Source organism: Nocardiopsis sp. TRM 82005 (assembly GCF_056312425.1).
Map to the genome: position 1 here is coordinate 69,209 of NZ_JBWDTQ010000031.1, position 15,059 is coordinate 84,267.

The following is a 15,059-nucleotide window of genomic DNA, read 5'->3' on the forward strand; positions in this document are numbered from 1 at the left end:
CCGGGTGGTTTTCCCGAACCGCCTTCTGGTTATCGTGCCGGTGACTCACCCGCCCGTGGGCCCCGGCGACGGCGCCGGCCCCCCGGCATGACGCGTGACCGACCAGGAGGAGACCTCCGTGTTCCACAAAGTGCTCGTGGCCAACCGGGGCGAGATCGCCATCCGCGCGCTGCGCGCCGGGTACGAGATGGGTGCCCGCACCGTCGCGGTCTTCCCTTATGAGGACCGCAACTCGCTGCACCGGCTCAAGGCCGACGAGGCCTACCAGATCGGCGAACCCGGCCATCCGGTACGCGCCTACCTGTCCGTGGACGAGATCGTCCGCGCCGCCCGCGAGGCCGGGGCCGACGCCGTCTACCCCGGATACGGCTTCCTCTCGGAGAACCCCGATCTGGCCCGCGCCTGCGATAGCGCGGGAATCACCTTCGTGGGCCCGCCCACCGAGGTGCTGGAGCTGACCGGCAACAAGGCCAGCGCCGTGGCCGCCGCCCGTGACGCGGGCGTGCCCGTCCTGGAGTCCAGTGAGCCCTCCGACGACGTGGAGGCCCTGGTCTCCGCCGCGGAGGGGATCGGCTTCCCGCTGTTCGTCAAGGCCGTCGCCGGCGGCGGTGGCCGGGGCATGCGCCGCGTCCAGGAGCCGGAGCAGCTGCGCGAGGCGGTGGAGGCCGCCATGCGCGAGGCCGCCTCCGCCTTCGGCGACGCCACCGTGTTCCTGGAGCGGGCCGTGGTCGACCCCCGCCACATCGAGGTGCAGATCCTCGCCGACGGAGAGGGCGGCGTCGTCCACCTCTACGAGCGTGACTGCTCGGTGCAGCGGCGCCACCAGAAGGTGATCGAGCTGGCCCCCGCGCCCAACCTCGACCCGGCCCTGCGCGAGCGCATCTGCGACGACGCGGTGCGCTTCGCCCGAAGGATCGGCTACCGCAACGCTGGCACGGTCGAGTTCCTGGTCGGCGCGGACGGCAGCCACGTCTTCATCGAGATGAATCCGCGCATCCAGGTCGAGCACACGGTGACCGAGGAGATCACCGACGTGGACCTGGTGCAGTCGCAGCTGCGCATCGCCTCCGGCGAGACCCTGACCGACCTCGGGATCGCCCAGGAGGGCGTCTACGTGCGCGGTGCGGCGCTACAGTGCCGCATCACCACCGAGGACCCCGCCAACGACTTCCGGCCCGACACCGGCATCATCAGCGCCTACCGCTCCCCCGGGGGCTCGGGCATCCGCCTGGACGGCGGCACCTCGGCGGCGGGTACCGAGATCAGCCCGCACTTCGACTCCCTGCTGGTGAAACTGACCTGCCGGGGCCGCGACCTGGACACGGCGGTCAGCCGGGCGCGCCGGGCCGTGGCCGAGTTCCGCATCCGCAGCGTCGCCACCAACATCCCCTTCCTCCAGGCGGTGCTGGAGGACCCCGACTTCCAGGAGGGCCGGGTCACCACGTCCTTCATCGAGGAGCGCCCGCACCTGCTGACCGCGCGCCCCTCCGCCGACCGCGGCACCCGGCTGCTGACCTACCTGGCCGACGTGACGGTGAACAAGCCGCACGGGGAACGCCCCCAGCTGGTGGACCCGGCCACGAAGCTGCCGCCGCTACCCGAGGCCGGATCGCCGTCCCCGGGCTCGCGCCAGCGCCTGGCCGAGCTGGGACCGGAGGGGTTCGCGCGGTGGCTGCGCGAGTCCCCGGGCCTGGGGGTCACCGACACCACCTTCCGCGACGCCCACCAGTCGCTGCTGGCCACCCGGGTGCGCACCCGCGACCTGCTGACCGTGGCGCCCACCGTGGCGCACACCATGCCCCAGCTGCTGTCCCTGGAGTGCTGGGGCGGCGCCACCTACGACGTGGCGCTGCGCTTCCTGGCCGAGGACCCGTGGGAGCGGCTGGCGGCGCTACGTGAGGCCGTGCCCAACATCTGCCTACAGATGCTGCTGCGCGGACGCAACACGGTGGGCTACACCCCCTACCCCGCCGAGGTCACCAGCGCGTTCGTGCAGGAGGCCGCGCAGACGGGCGTGGACATCTTCCGGATCTTCGACGCGCTCAACGACGTCGAGCAGATGCGCCCGGCGATCGAGGCCGTACGCGAGACGGGAACCTCGGTGGCCGAGGTGGCGCTGTGCTACACCTCGGACCTGTCCGACCCGGACGAGAAGCTCTACGACCTCGATTACTACCTGAGGCTGGCCGAAAGGATCGTGGACGCGGGCGCGCACGTGCTCGCGATCAAGGACATGGCCGGGCTGCTGCGCGCCCCGGCCGCCGAGCGGCTGGTCACGGCGCTGCGCCGCGAGTTCGACCTGCCGGTGCACGTCCACACCCACGACACCCCGGGCGGGCAGTTGGCCACCTACCTGGCGGCGGCCAACGCCGGGGCGGACGCGGTGGACGGCGCGGTGGCGTCGATGGCGGGCACCACCTCGCAGCCGTCGCTGTCGGCGATCGTGGCCGCCTTCGACCACTCCGACCGTCCCACCGGGCTGAGCCTGGACGCGGTCAACGAACTGGAGCCGTACTGGGAGTCGGTGCGCCGGGTCTACGCGCCCTTCGAGGCCGGGCTCTCCTCCCCCACCGGGCGGGTGTACCACCACGAGATCCCGGGCGGTCAGCTGTCCAACCTGCGCACGCAGGCGATCGCGCTGGGGCTGGGCGAGCACTTCGAGGAGGTGGAGGCGATGTACGCCGCCGCCGACCGGATGCTCGGCCGCCTGGTGAAGGTCACCCCCTCCTCCAAGGTGGTGGGCGACCTGGCGCTGCACCTCGTGGGCGCGGGGGTGTCCCCGGCCGACTTCGAGGCCGACCCGGGGCGCTTCGACGTCCCGGACTCGGTGGTGGGCTTCCTGCGCGGCGAGCTGGGCGTCCCCCCGGGCGGGTGGCCCGAGCCCTTCCGTACACGGGCGCTGGAGGGGCGTCCCGGGGAGCGGGCCACGGAGGAGCTGAGCGAGGAGGACCGTGCCGGGCTGGTCAAGGACCGGCGTTCCACCCTCAACCGGCTGCTCTTCCCCGGTCCGACGCGGGAGTTCGAGGAGCACCGGTCCGCCTACGGCGACACCAGCGTGCTGTCCAGCACGGACTTCTTCTACGGCCTGCGCGAGGGCGAGGAGTACTCGGTGGACCTGTCCCCGGGCGTGCGGCTGCTCATCCAGCTCGAGGCGGTGAGCGAGGCCGACGCACGCGGGGTCCGCACGGTCATGGCCACGCTCAACGACCAGCTGCGCCCGCTACAGGTACGCGACCGCGCGCTGGCCTCGCACGTGCGCACCGCCGAGAAGGCGGACAAGAACGACCCGGCTCAGGTCGCCGCGCCCTTCGCCGGCGCGGTCACCCTGGCGGTCGCCGAGGGCGAGGAGGTGGAGGCCGGCGCGACGGTGGCCACCATCGAGGCGATGAAGATGGAGGCCTCGATCACCACGCCCGTGGCCGGACGGGTCAAGCGGGTCGCGGTCGACCCGGTGCAGAAGGTCGAGGGCGGCGACCTGCTCGTCTGCCTCGGCTGAGCTGCGCCTCCCGGCGGACGCCCCTGGTACCGGGGGCGTCCGCCGCGGGGCCGGACCCGCGTGGCGTCCGGATCCGGTCACGGAGGGCGGGAACCGTCCGTGTTCCGGCGGAGTCCGAACGTGTCGGCACAGCAACGACACGGCGAGGTTCCCCCTTGGCACTCCTGCACCGCTACGGCGCCCTCCCCCTCCTCGCGGCCCCGGTCCTGGCCCTGGCCACCGGCTGCGGCCCCCGGCTCGACCTCCACAGCAGCGCACGCCCGGACGCCCTGCTGCCGTCCCCGAACGCCTATCCCGACGGGTTCGACGTCGAGGAGCTGAAGGTCGAGGAGATCGCGGGGGCGGATCTCAGCGGAGAACCGGGCACGGGCGACTTCGAGAACGTGGAACCGGCCGGGTGCGTCGCCGTCCTCAACGGGGGCACCGGGCGACTGCCGGAGGGGGTCGTCGAGGGGGCGGCCCAGACGGCGTCGCCCTCCGACCAGTCGTCGGGGCCGGCCGTCTACGGCTACGTCCTGGTCTCGGGGGCTTCGGCGACGCCCCCCGGTCGAGGGCGCCGGGTTCGAGGGGATCATGAACTCCTGTTCCAGGATGACCGTCTCCATGGACGGCACCCACCTTGAGGGATCGCTCTCCGCCGAGGAACCGCCCGCCCTTCCCGAGGGCGGCGGCATGTTCGCCATGAGCCTGTACGGCGAGCGCACGGCGATGGCCGCACGGACCGCGTGAGGCCAGGTCGGGGACGTGTACTTCGTCCTGGTGGCGATGAGCACGGGTGGCGGCCCGGACGTGTCGTCCCATGAGCTGATGAAGGCGTGCCCGGACGGGTTCAACATGGATCGCATGGACTCCCACCGTGTGAAGGTGGCTACCGAGGCGAACGAGCAGATGGCGGAGGACTTCGAGGTCGTCCTGAAGCGCGCCGTGGAGAAGCTGGAGAGGAGTGCCTGACCGTACGGGGTGGCCGCGTGCGGCGGAAGGCGGTGAGCGTGCTCGTGCGAGGGGCGCATACCCTCGAAGTGTGAGGAACACGCTCGACGCCGACGCCCCGAGGGCCCTGGCGTCCCGGATCCGCGAGGCCCTCGGCGAGGGGCCGGTGGTCGCGCTGACCGGGGCGGGCCTGTCCACCGACTCGGGTATCCCCGACTACCGCGGCCCGGACTCGCCGCCGCGCAAGCCGATGACCTACCAGCAGTTCGTCGGCGACGCCGCGTTCCGCCGCCACTACTGGGCCCGCAACCACGTGGGCTGGCACCACATGCACCGGACCCTGCCCAACGACGGCCACCGCGCGCTGGCCGCGCTGGAGTCCTCCGGGTCCCTGGCGGGGATCATCACCCAGAACGTGGACACCCTGCACGAGGCGGCGGGCAGCAGGCGGGTGATCGATCTGCACGGCCGCTACGACCGCGTCATCTGCCTGGCCTGCTCGGAGGTGACCGCACGCGAGGCTCTCGCCGAGCGCCTGAGCGCGCTCAACCCCGACTTCGCGGACGGGGTCCCCGACGTGGAGGTCGCCCCCGACGCCGACGCGGTCCTGGCCTCCACCGAGGGGTTCCGGGTGGCCGACTGCGAGTCGTGTGGCGGCGTACTCAAACCGGACATCGTCTACTTCGGCGAGAACGTGCCCAAGGCGCGCGTGCTGGAGGGCTACGACCTGGTGGACGGGGCGGCGTCCCTGCTCGTGGCGGGTTCGTCGCTGACCGTCTTCTCGGGGCGGCGCTACGTCAAGCGCGCGGTCGAGCGGGACAAACCGGTGGTGGTCCTCAACCGGGGCAGCACCCGGGCCGACGACGTCGCCGCACTCACCGTCGACGCCGGCTGCTCCGAGGTCCTGACCGCCCTGGCGGAGGTCGGCGCCGACGGCCCGGCCCAGGGTCCCGCCCCGTCCCCCGAAGCCCGGGTCACCGGCTAGGAACCGCTCAGCCGCGCTCCGGGAGGTGAGCGAGGAAGTCCACCAGGGCGGTGTTGACCTCCTCGGGGCGCTCCTGCTGGGTCCAGTGGCCGCAGCCGGGCAGGGTGACGCTGTCGTGCAGCTTCGGCGCGATCATCGGCAGGGCCTCGCGCAGCTCGGGGATCCCGCGCATGGAGGTGACCATGTCCATGTCCCCGACCATGTACAGGGCGGGGACGTCGATACCGCGCCCCTGGAAGGGGGCCATGAGCCCCTGGTTGCGCTCGATGTTGCGGTACCAGTTGAGCGGCCCGGTGTAGGCCCGTGCGCCGTGCAGGGCGTGGTCGCGGGCGAAGGCCGCCACGTCCTCCTCGGTGAGCCAAGAGGGCAGCTCCTCCGGCTCGGACAGGGACTCCATCAGGGTGGTGCCCTCAGGAATGATCCACGGCCGCGGCTCGTCCACTCCGGGGCTGTCCCCCGAGGCGCCGACCAGGAGCCGTCGCACGAACGAGGCGGGGTCGGCGGCCAGTTCGGCGTCGGCGACGCCGGGTTCTTGGAAGTAGACCTGGTAGAAGCCCTCCCCGTAGACCTCGCGGGTGACCGAGGGCGCGGGCATCATGGCGGGCGGGAACGGCGGAACGCTCAGGCCCGCCACGCCGCGGACCAGGTCGGGGCGCATCATGGCGGTGGCCCAGGCCACGGGAGCGCCCCAGTCGTGGCCGACCAGGATCGCGCTCTCCTCGCCCAGTGCCCTGACGAGGCCGACGACGTCGCCGACCAGGTGCGGCAGCGTGTAGGCGTCCACGTCCTCGGGCTGGTCGCTGCGGGCGTAGCCGCGCTGGTCCGAGGCGACCACGTGATACCCCGCCTCAGCCAGCGGTCCGAACTGGTGGCGCCAGGAGTACCAGCTCTCGGGGAAGCCGTGCAGGAGCAGTACGAGCGGTCCGCTGCCCTGCTCCGCGATGTGCAGCCGGATCCCGTTGACCTCGACGTCCCTGTGCTCGACGTTCATCTCGTGCTCGCTCCTCGCAGCTGTGGGGGTGGCCGAAAATCACGCTATCCCAGCGGTGGCCGGAGCTTCGGTGAGCCCAGGCGTCCGCAGCTTGGAATGGAGCGCGCTCCACCTCCTAGTGTTCCGGGCGTGGGCACACCACAGCGAGGCATCGGTTCGGGCTTCGGCAAACGCAGCACCGCACGCGAGGTCCTGGACGGCACCGACCTGACCGGGCGGCTGGCGGTCGTCACCGGCGGGTACTCGGGTACCGGGCTGGAGACCACCCGGGCCCTGGCGGAGGCCGGCGCCAGGGTCGTCGTGCCCGCCCGGCGCCCGGAGGCGGCCGCCGGGGCCCTGGAGGGCGTCAAGGACGTGGAGGTCGACGGCCTGGAGCTGTCCGACCAGGACGACGTGCGCGGATTCGCCGTCCGTTTCCTGAAGACGGGACGCTCGATCGACATCCTCGTCAACGGCGCGGGAGTGATGGACTGTCCGCGGCGCACGGCCGGACCCGGCTGGGAGTACCAATTCGCCACCAATCACCTGGGACACTTCACCCTGGTCAACCGGTTGTGGCCCGCCCTGGCCGACGGCGGGGCGCGGGTGGTGTCGGTGTCCTCCTCCGGGCACCAGGCCTCACCGGTCCGGTGGGAGGACCCGTGGTTCGCCCGGGGCTACGACCGGTGGCTGGCCTACGGGCAGTCCAAGACCGCCAACGCGCTGCTGGCGGTGCACCTGGACAGGCTCGGCGCGCCCTTCGGCGTGCGGGCGTTCTCCCTGCACCCGGGTGCGGTCCTCACCCCGCTGCAACGGCACATGACCAGGGCGGAGATGGTCGACCGGGGCTGGGTCGACGAGAACGGAGAGCTGACCGACCCGGGTTCAAGACTCCGGAGCAGGGCGCGGCCGCCCAGGTGTGGGCGGCCACCTCACCGAAGCTGGACGGGATGGGCGGTGTGTACTGCGAGGACTGCGACGTCGCCGTTCCCGCCGGGACCGATCCCGACCGGGCGGGCGTGCGCGACCACGCGGTCGACCCCGTCCAGGCCGAGCGCCTCTGGGCGTTCTCCGCCGAGCTGACCGGGGAGGACGCCTTCGCGTGAGCGGCGGCGCGGCGGTTGCCGGGGCACCGGTGCCGGACGCCGTCGCCCCGGAGTCAGCCCTGGCGTACGGCGGCGCGGCGGTCCAGGGCGTCCAGGACCCGCTCGCCCCAGCGCACGTTCTCCCGCTCCAGAGCCAGGCCGCCCATGAGGGTGAGGTAGGGGCCGATCCGCTCGGCGCCCGCCAGGTGCTCCTCCTCGGTGCGGCCGTCGAGCAGGCGCTCCCGTAGGCGCTCGTAACGGGCCAGCTTGCCTCGCGCCCACTCGATCCTCTCGGCGACGGAGGCCCGCACCGCCTCGGTGTCCCCGGCGTCGGCGGACTGTAGCTGTACGAGGAGTTCGTCGCGCATCGCGGCCGGCCGGGGCGGCTTCGCGGTGAACCCGCGCAGGACGGCGCGTCCCTCGTCGGTGAGCGAGAAGACCCGCTTGTTGGGGCGCCGCTCCTGTTCGACGACGGTAGCCTCGACCAGCCCGTCGGCCTCCATGCGGTCGAGTTCGCGGTAGAGCTGTTGGGGGGTGGCCGCCCAGAAGTTGGCCACGGAGGCGTCGAAGTTCTTCGCCAGATCGTACCCGGAGGCCGGGCCGTCCAGCAGGGCGGCCATCACGGCGTTACGCAGTGCCATTCCGGCAGCATAACCGTCGCTAGACAACGACGCACCTAGACAACTCGTTGCTGTCATGGGCGGTCGTTGTAGTGGTGGCCCGCCGAAGGGGGTTGGTAGGTGGAGCGCCGCCGCACGCTCTACCCCTCATAGCTGAGCAGCCAGCCCGCGCACGGAGTCACGGTCACTCACGCCGCAAGCCCAACTACAGCACTACTCCATCTCCTTACATATCTCCCATAAAAGGAATACCGGCCATAAACACCTTTGTGCCCCTATGGCCTCAAATCTCTGGACCCGTTCATGGGCGAAACCTACTGTGGATACTCGCCTCCCCCATCGGCGAAGGAGATGAAAATGACCGTGGCTCCCGAGGTCCCGGACATCCTTTCCCAAGAGTTCCTCTCAGACCCGTACCGCGCCTACCGCACCATGCGTGAACGGGCGCCCCTCTTCTGGCACGAGGCCACACAGAGCTACGTCGTCTCCCGGTACGAGGACGTCAGGCGGGCCTTTCGGGACGGCGCGTTCACCACCCGCAACTACGACTGGCAGCTGGAACCGGTCCACGGGCGCACCATCCTGCAAATGGACGGGCGCGAGCACGCGGTACGGCGGGCTCTGGTGGCCCCGGCCTTCCGGGGCGGCGAACTGCGGGAACGGTTCCTGCCCGTCATCGAACGCAACAGCCGGGAACTGGTCGACGCCTTCCGGCACACGGGCGAGGTGGACCTGGTCTCGCAGTTCGCCACGCGGTTCCCGATCAACGTCATCGTGGACATGCTCGGCCTGGACAGGTCCGACCACGACCGGTTCCACCAGTGGTACACGTCGATCATCGCCTTCCTGGGCAACCTCTCCCAGGCCCCGGAGGTCGCGGAGGCGGGACTGCGCACACGCGAGGAGTTCGCCGCCTACATGCTCCCGGTGATCCGCGAGCGCAGGGAGAACCCCGGCGAGGACCTGCTGTCCACCCTGTGCACCGCCGAGGTCGAGGGCACCCGGATGGGCGACGAGGACGTGAAGGCCTTCTGTAGCCTGCTGCTGGCCGCGGGCGGAGAGACCACCGACAAGGCCGTGGCGAGCATGTTCGCCAACCTGGTCACCCACCCAGAGCAGCTGGCCCGGGTCCGGGAGGACCGAAGCCTGATCCCGCGTGCCTTCGCCGAGAGCCTGCGCTACACCCCGCCCGTGCAGATGATCATGCGCCAGCCCGCGCACGACGTGGACCTGGGCGGCGGCACCGTGCCCGCCGGCGCCACCCTGATCTGCCTGATCGGCTCGGCCAACCGCGACGGGGACCGCTTCACCGATCCCGACACCTTCGACGTACTTCGCCCCGAACTACGGGACACCACCTCGTTCACCGCCGCGGCCGAGCACCTGGCCTTCGCCCTGGGACGGCACTTCTGCGTGGGCGCGCTCCTGGCCGAGACCGAGGTCCGGGTGGCGGCCAACCACCTGCTGGACGCCATGCCCGACGTCCGCCTGGCCGAGGGCGCCGTCCTGGAGGAGACGGGTACCTTCACCCGGGGACTGCGGGAGCTGCCCCTGCGGTTCACACCGGCCGCGGGCTGAAGGGGCCGAGGGGACCGCGACGGGCGGCCTCCTCCCGCCGCCCTACCTCCCCGGTGTGAACCGCACCGGGAGTTCGAACAGCCCGCGCATCCACACCGACGGCCGCCACTCCAGCCGGTCCGGCTGAACCGCCAGCCGCACGTCCGGCAGCCGGTCCAGCAGGTTCTCCACGGCCGTGCGAGCGATCATCGTCGCCACCTCCGGAGCGGGGAAGGGGCACCCGTGCTCGCCGTGGCCGAAGGACATCTGGGCGCGGTTGCTGCCGTAGATGTCGGGGATCCCCGCGTGCAGGCGGGGATCGGTGTTGGCCGCCGACAGGCCCAGGACGAGCAGGTCGCCTCGGTGGATACGGCGCCCGCCCAGTTCGCAGGTCTGCACGGCCCACCGGCCGATGAAGTTCTGGGTGGGGGTGTTCTTCCACAGGACCTCGTTGAGGGCCTCGCCGGAACTGCTGCGTCCCCCCTGCAAGGTGAGCGAGAACTGGTCGTCCACCAGCATCAGCCGCAGGGTGTTGCCGATCCAATTGCCGGTGGGCGCCTGAGCCGCGGCAAGGATGACGAGGAGGTCGATCACCGCCTCGGAGTCGCTCAGGCCCGCCGGGTGCAGCAGGAGCCGGGAGGGCAGGTCGTCGCGGGGCTCGCGGCGCCGGTCGGTGACCAGGTTCCCCAGCCGGGCGTGCAGGCGCTGGTGGGCCTCTCCCGCTTCGGCGGTGACGTCGAGCGACATGAGGATGTCGCCCACCATGGCCGGGACCTCCTCCTCCGGGATGCCGTACAGGCGGGCGACCACCCTGGCGGGGATGTGGTGCGCGTACTGGCCGATCAGGTCGGCCTCGCCCTCGGCGGAGAAGGAGTCGACGAGCCTGTCGGCGACCTGCTGGCACACGGCCTTGAGATCGATGCGGTCGGTGGCGTCCAGGGCGTCGCCGATCGCACCGGCACGGCGCTGGTGCTCGGCCCCCTCGGCGAACATGACCGAGGGCGTCCACATCACGTAGGGCATGAGCGGCCATTCCTCGGGGACGCCGTCCCACTGGTTCCAGCGGCGGCAGTCCCTGGCGAACCACTCGGGCCTGCTGGTGACGTGGTGCAGTTCCCGGTAGCCCAGCACGAACCAGGCGGGGATGTCCCCGTCCAGCAGGATGGGAGCGACCGGACCGAAGCGCCTGCGCAGCTCCTCGTAGAGCCCGGCTGGGTCACGGGCGATCTCGGGGCCGTAGAAGCGGACGGCCTCGACGTGGTCGGGGGACGGCGGACCGCTGCTGGGCGGGGCGGCTGTCTCCGTCAGGCCCGGGATGTCGTTCACTGCGTGTCCTCGGGAGTGAGTACGGACGTGGGCGCGAACCCGTGCACGGGTCCGGACACGTGCTGGACGAGGGTGACCAGGACGTCGCGGCTGGACTCGCGGCTGCGGGCGTCGCAGTCCACCAGGGGCACCCGGGCGGAGACGTCGAGGGCGCGGCGTACCTCGGCGAGGCCGGGTCCGGGGCCGAAGCGGTTCACCGCGACGACGAAGGGCGTGCGGTGGTGTTCGAGCCGGTCGATGGCGTACCAGGAGTCCTGGACACGGTTGGTGTCGACGAGGACGACGGCGCCGAGGCTGCCCATGAACAGCTGGTTCCACAGGAACCAGAACCGCTTCTGCCCGGGGGCGCCGAAGAGGTAGAGCACGCGCCGCTCGTCGATGGTGATGCGCCCGAAGTCGAAGGCCGCGGTCGTGGTGCGCTTGTCGCGGACGGCGCTGAGGTCGTCGACTCCCGCGCTGGCCTGGGTCATGACCTCCTCGGTGCTCAGCGGGCGCATCTCGCTGACGGAACCGACCAGGGTGGTCTTGCCGACACCGAATCCGCCGACGACGACGATCTTGAGGGCGTTGTCGGCCGTCGCGGCCAGAGGCACCCGGCCCGGCGCGGTCCGCTGTTCATAGGCGTTGGAGGGCAAGGAGCACCTGCTTCAGGGTCTCGGGGCCGTTCCTCTCGGCCCGCTGGACGGAGGAGGCGGGGTGGCGGGCCGTCACCCGTCCCGTGTCCAGCAGATCGAGCAGGAGGATCCGCACGACGCTGACGGGCAGTCCGAGTTCCGCGGAGACCTCCACCACGGCGGTCGGGGCCGCGCACATTCGCAGGATCGCGGCGTGCTCGGACTGCATCCCGGGCACGGGCCCGCACTCGGAGACGATGAGGGTGACCGAGTCGAGCTCACGGGTGTCGGCGTCGCTGCGCCCTCCGGTCACGGTGTACAGGCGGTCCGGGGACTCCCGTTGGAGAGGGTCGTGGTTCATCGCGTCTGTTCGGCGTCCGTTTCGGCCCGTCCGGTTCGGTGGCTCCGGCGCGGTTGCGCCGTCAGGAAGCCGCCGATCTGCTCGACGAGTTCGTTCATGTTGTGGCCGACGACGCCGACGTCGGCGTCGCGGCTGGTGACGACCGCCAGATGGGCGCCCTCGCCCGCGCCGATGATGAGCAGGACCCCGCCGCCGAACTCGGCCATGGCCTGGCCCGCCCCGCTGCCGTCCCCGAACTCGGCGGAGGCGCTCAGGGACAGGCTCTGGATGCCCGCACAGATCGCGGCGAGCTGGTCGGCGTGGTCCACGTGCAGTTCACGGGTGTGGCACATCCTGAGTCCGTCCCTGGACAGGACGAGGACGTGGCGGATACCCGGTGTCCTGTAGCGCAGGTTCTCCAGAAGCCAGTCAAGGCTGGTGTCCATGGTCTCCATCGGGGTCTTCGCGCTTCCCTTCGGCTCGTCAGAGCTGTTCGTCGTGTGGGTACGTCCGGCACGGTCGGTCGGTGGGAGGAGACGTCACCGCACCCCGGGCGGTGCTTCACCGTTGTCGCCGAGCGCGTCGCGGAAGGCCGCGAACCTGGTGCCGGGATCGTCGTCGGCGGGCGCGCGCTTCGGCTGTCGGGAGAGCTGGTGCGGTTCCTCCCGCAGCGCCGCCGCGAGGGTCTGACCGCGCCGCCGCTGGGGCAGTCCGGAGGTGCCGCGGGCGGGCAAGACCGGAGCGTCGGAGACACGGACGGCGCCCTCGGGGGCGTGGGCGCGCTGTCCGGCGTACCGGGAAGGGTCGAATCCGTCGGGCCCGAACTGGGAGTCGGTGACCAGGTGGGGCGGCACGAGGACGATGACGCCGATGCCGCCGCGCGCCGAGGGCCGGAAGCTGACGCTGAGCCCGTGCTTGTCGGCGAGGCGGCCCACGACCGCCAGGCCCATGCGGGTCCCGCGCAGGGTGGACAGGTCGCGCGGGTGGGCGACCAGGCTCTCGGCCAGTTTGCGTTCGCGAACGCGCATGCCCAGCCCGCTGTCCTCCACGGTGATGGTCAGGCCGGTGTCCTCCTCCTGGACGTAGACGTGGACCTCGGTGCCGTACGCGGAGAAGTTGGCGGCGTTGTCCATGAGCTCGGCCAGGGCCTGCATGACGCCCTCGGCGGCGTATCCGACGATGGCGGCGGTGCTGGTGCTGTGCAGGCGTACGCGTCGGTAGGCGCTGATCCGGCCCATGGCGCCGCGCAGGATGCTCTCCATGACGATGGGGCGGGTCCAGCGGCGGCCCGAGCGCCCTCCGGCCATGACGACGAAGCTGTCGGTGAGGCGGCCGGTGCGCGACACCCCGTGGTCGAGGTCGAGCAGGTCGCCGAAGATGCCCGGGCTGTCGCCGTAGCGGTCCTGGAGTTCGCGGAGCTTGGCCAGCAGGGTGGTCAGGTGGGCCTGGATGCGTGCGCCGGAGGCTGAGGCGGCCTCCATGGCCGAGGCGGAGCGGCGCGCGGACGTCAACAGCTCCTCCAGGACGTGGCGACGCAGACGGGCGAGCGTGTCGTTGACGGGCGGTAGTTCGCGCTGGAGGGCCTCGGTGGCTCCGACACGGTCCTCGCGGATGCGGGTGACCATGAGCGGCAGCCCGGTGCGGTCCAGGTCGGCGGCCTGCTCCTCTGTCTCGGCGCGGCGAGCGCGGTCGTCGGCGGCGCGGGCCTCGGCGGCGTCGAGTTCGTCGCCGACGGCGCGGGCGAGCCGGTGCAGCACGGCGTTGCGGGGCCGTGGGCGGAGGGTGATGGCCTCGCGCGCGGTGCGGCCCCCGCGGATGCCCTCGGCGAGGGCGGGCAGGAGCTGGTCGGCCAGGTACGCGGCCTCGCGTTCGAGAGCCTCGACGGTGGCGTCGGCCCGGGTGCCGTGGTCGCGGGCGGCGCGGGCGACCGCGGTCTGGCGGGCCGCGACCACGACGGCCGCGCACAGGGCGATCCCGGCCGTCCCGACACCGAGGGCCACGCTCTGGCGCGCCTGGTCGTGGGCGGTGATCACCATCCACGACCAGGCGGGGGCCGCCAGCGCGGTCACGACGAGGAACGCGATCAGGGCCTGTTGTCCGGGTCGGAGGCCGTGCCGTTTCCGATCGGACGCATGTACTGACATGGGAGGAATCCTCGCGGGGGCAATCGTGCGAAGGGGGCGGGGCAGCACTCGGCCTCGTCGCCCGGTTTCCGGGCAGGGGAGGTCCACCCGGATATCCCTCGGGGTATTCGAAGGCGGACGGAATTTACCGTAGACCACATCAGAAAAGCACGTGGGCGTTATGGCCAGGAAGCCCGATGGTCTTTCCAGAAATCAGGGCGGCCCGCCGCTTCTGGATTCCGACATTTATTACATTCAGCGCTTTTTGTCTATCGCTTTCACGTCAACCGAAGACGAGGACCGCGGCGGCGACCACCGCGATGAAGACCAGCGTGCCGATCGCGGAGACCCGCCTCGTGGCCGCGCCCCGGTCGTCGGCCCGCGCGGGCAGCCCAGGCCAGCGCAGGACCACGGCCGCGGCGGCCGCCGCCGTCAGGGCCACGACCAGGTACCACACCGCCACGGGGAAGGAGACCCACGAGGTCAGCAGCAGGGCGAGCAGGAGGAAGAAGAGCGTGTTGGCCGTCCTGGACAGCGCGTCCCAGCGGTCCAGGAGGCGCAGGCGGCCCCCGTCGCGCCAGGCCGCCAGCACGGTGAGCGATGCGCTCAGAGCACAGGCCCCGTTCAGGAACACCGCGACGACGTGGGAGACCAGGTCCATGAAGCCCATCAGGCGTCCTCCTCCGTCAGCAGTTCCAGCGCCAGCGGCTCCAGCCCGGTGGTGGTGTTGCCGAAGGCGAGCACGGCCCGGTCGCCCTCCCGGTCCAGGGCGACCATGGCGGCGAACCCCCCGGTACCACCGTTGTGCCAGGTGACCTCGGTCCCGCCGTGCTCCTCCACGACCCAGGCGTAGCCGATCCGGCCGCCCGGCCCGTCGTCCCAGCGCGGTTCCAGAGCCGCCGTACCGGGGGCGGTGCCCTCCAGCAGGGCACGGACTTGACGTCCTCCCCGGGGTGAACCCCGGGGATTCCCACAGCCTCGCGACTGTAAGCGCGGTGCGCCTCACAGCGTCC

Annotated in this window: 15 protein-coding genes and 1 pseudogene; 7 read left to right on the forward strand and 9 right to left on the reverse strand. The window is 71.7% G+C overall.

The features are described from left to right. The first annotated feature begins 118 nt into the window (after positions 1 to 118). The 5 genes from AC0T5L_RS23155 (at position 119) to AC0T5L_RS23175 (ending at position 5,411) form a co-directional block, all read left to right on the forward strand. Positions 119 to 3,496 (forward strand): pyruvate carboxylase, encoded by a 3,378-nt coding sequence (locus AC0T5L_RS23155; protein WP_476167584.1) that lies wholly within the window; start codon positions 119 to 121, stop codon positions 3,494 to 3,496. A 155-nt stretch (positions 3,497 to 3,651) separates the two neighbouring features. Next, positions 3,652 to 4,119 (forward strand): hypothetical protein, encoded by a 468-nt coding sequence (locus AC0T5L_RS23160; protein ID WP_476167585.1) that lies wholly within the window; start codon positions 3,652 to 3,654, stop codon positions 4,117 to 4,119. Then, complete coding sequence (locus tag AC0T5L_RS23165) at positions 4,100 to 4,225, forward strand: hypothetical protein (RefSeq protein WP_476167586.1); 126 nt, start codon at positions 4,100 to 4,102, stop codon at positions 4,223 to 4,225. Before AC0T5L_RS23160 ends, AC0T5L_RS23165 begins: the two co-directional genes overlap by 20 nt. 15 nt (positions 4,226 to 4,240) lie before the next feature. Beyond that, positions 4,241 to 4,447: a hypothetical protein gene (locus AC0T5L_RS23170; protein WP_476167587.1), complete on the forward strand. Its 207-nt coding sequence runs from the start codon at positions 4,241 to 4,243 to the stop codon at positions 4,445 to 4,447. Positions 4,448 to 4,517: 70 nt separating this feature from the next. Then, positions 4,518 to 5,411 carry a Sir2 family NAD-dependent protein deacetylase gene (locus AC0T5L_RS23175; protein ID WP_476167588.1) on the forward strand — a complete coding sequence of 298 codons (894 nt, stop codon included), beginning with the start codon at positions 4,518 to 4,520 and terminating at the stop codon, positions 5,409 to 5,411. A gap of 7 nt (positions 5,412 to 5,418) precedes the next feature. On the opposite strand, the gene AC0T5L_RS23180 is transcribed toward AC0T5L_RS23175, so the two are convergent. Beyond that, positions 5,419 to 6,402: an alpha/beta fold hydrolase gene (locus AC0T5L_RS23180; protein WP_476167589.1), complete on the reverse strand. Its 984-nt coding sequence runs from the start codon at positions 6,400 to 6,402 to the stop codon at positions 5,419 to 5,421. A 129-nt stretch (positions 6,403 to 6,531) separates the two neighbouring features. On the opposite strand from AC0T5L_RS23180, the pseudogene AC0T5L_RS23185 reads away from it, so the two are divergent. Continuing rightward, a pseudogene (locus AC0T5L_RS23185) lies at positions 6,532 to 7,487 on the forward strand (SDR family NAD(P)-dependent oxidoreductase). Between the two features lie 53 nt (positions 7,488 to 7,540). On the opposite strand, the gene AC0T5L_RS23190 reads toward AC0T5L_RS23185, so the two are convergent. Then, positions 7,541 to 8,107, reverse strand: a complete 567-nt coding sequence (locus tag AC0T5L_RS23190; RefSeq protein ID WP_476167590.1) for a PadR family transcriptional regulator — start codon at positions 8,105 to 8,107, stop codon at positions 7,541 to 7,543. Between the two features lie 336 nt (positions 8,108 to 8,443). Between AC0T5L_RS23190 and AC0T5L_RS23195 the strand changes: the two genes are divergently transcribed. Beyond that, entirely contained in the window at positions 8,444 to 9,664 is a 1,221-nt protein-coding gene (locus tag AC0T5L_RS23195) for a cytochrome P450 (protein WP_476167591.1), read from the forward strand. 42 nt (positions 9,665 to 9,706) lie between these two features. Here AC0T5L_RS23195 and AC0T5L_RS23200 read toward each other — a convergent pair whose 3' ends face one another. From AC0T5L_RS23200 to AC0T5L_RS23230, 7 genes are all read right to left on the reverse strand, one after another. After that, positions 9,707 to 10,969 carry a cytochrome P450 gene (locus AC0T5L_RS23200; protein WP_476167592.1) on the reverse strand — a complete coding sequence of 421 codons (1,263 nt, stop codon included), beginning with the start codon at positions 10,967 to 10,969 and terminating at the stop codon, positions 9,707 to 9,709. Then, positions 10,966 to 11,604: a GTP-binding protein gene (locus AC0T5L_RS23205; protein ID WP_476167593.1), complete on the reverse strand. Its 639-nt coding sequence runs from the start codon at positions 11,602 to 11,604 to the stop codon at positions 10,966 to 10,968. Before AC0T5L_RS23205 ends, AC0T5L_RS23200 begins: the two co-directional genes overlap by 4 nt. Continuing rightward, on the reverse strand, positions 11,585 to 11,944 hold the full coding sequence (locus tag AC0T5L_RS23210; RefSeq protein WP_476167594.1) for a DUF742 domain-containing protein: 360 nt from the start codon (positions 11,942 to 11,944) through the stop codon (positions 11,585 to 11,587). Before AC0T5L_RS23210 ends, AC0T5L_RS23205 begins: the two co-directional genes overlap by 20 nt. Continuing rightward, the gene (locus AC0T5L_RS23215) at positions 11,941 to 12,378 is read right to left on the reverse strand and encodes a roadblock/LC7 domain-containing protein (protein WP_476167595.1); all 438 of its coding nucleotides are present in this window, start codon (positions 12,376 to 12,378) and stop codon (positions 11,941 to 11,943) included. The genes AC0T5L_RS23210 and AC0T5L_RS23215 overlap by 4 nt, the downstream gene beginning before the upstream one ends. Positions 12,379 to 12,462: 84 nt before the next feature. Next, a complete protein-coding gene (locus AC0T5L_RS23220; RefSeq protein WP_476167596.1) occupies positions 12,463 to 14,067 on the reverse strand; it encodes a sensor histidine kinase in 1,605 nt (534 codons plus the stop codon). 262 nt (positions 14,068 to 14,329) lie between these two features. Continuing rightward, entirely contained in the window at positions 14,330 to 14,716 is a 387-nt protein-coding gene (locus AC0T5L_RS23225; RefSeq protein WP_476167597.1) for a hypothetical protein, read from the reverse strand. Continuing rightward, complete coding sequence (locus AC0T5L_RS23230; protein ID WP_476167598.1) at positions 14,716 to 14,886, reverse strand: hypothetical protein; 171 nt, start codon at positions 14,884 to 14,886, stop codon at positions 14,716 to 14,718. The genes AC0T5L_RS23225 and AC0T5L_RS23230 overlap by 1 nt, the downstream gene beginning before the upstream one ends. Between the last annotated feature and the right edge of the window lie 173 nt (positions 14,887 to 15,059).